Origin of the sequence: Nocardia coffeae (genome assembly GCF_019890715.1) — a bacterium.
In the GTDB taxonomy this organism is placed as follows: Bacteria; Actinomycetota; Actinomycetes; order Mycobacteriales; family Mycobacteriaceae; genus Nocardia; species Nocardia jiangxiensis.
The window spans coordinates 1-303 of sequence record NZ_JAINZY010000095.1 but is presented as its reverse complement, the minus strand read 5'-3'; the positions used below and the strand labels follow the sequence as shown (position 1 = coordinate 303).

Sequence of the window (303 nt, the reverse complement as noted above, 5' to 3'; positions counted from 1 at the left end):
CGAGGACGACTTTGCCTTCCTCTGGAAACTCGTATTGCATTGCCTCCGGCTCGATCACGATGCTGAACCGGTGGCTGTCGGGCGGAGCCGACACCGCGAGCTGAAACTCCATCCGCCAATCATGCCGCAACACCGAACGCACTACATTGCCGCCGATCGCGCGCGGTGGACTGAGCGAAAACATTCGATTCTGTCCCATCAGCACCCGCCCACTATGCTCTCGCGAATCTGCAGCTCGCGCGAGGACCCGTTTGTGCCACAACCCGTGTGCGAAATCTACAGGACACAACTCGCCATGTCGGC

1 protein-coding gene is annotated in these 303 nt (G+C 60.1%); it reads right to left on the bottom strand.

Annotation, left to right across the window (positions count from 1 at the left end; translation table 11 throughout):
* Positions 1 to 205: hypothetical protein (locus K7711_RS47195; RefSeq protein WP_222979751.1), on the bottom strand; the 205-nt coding region annotated here is incomplete at its 3' end.
* Positions 206 to 303 lie beyond the last annotated feature (98 nt).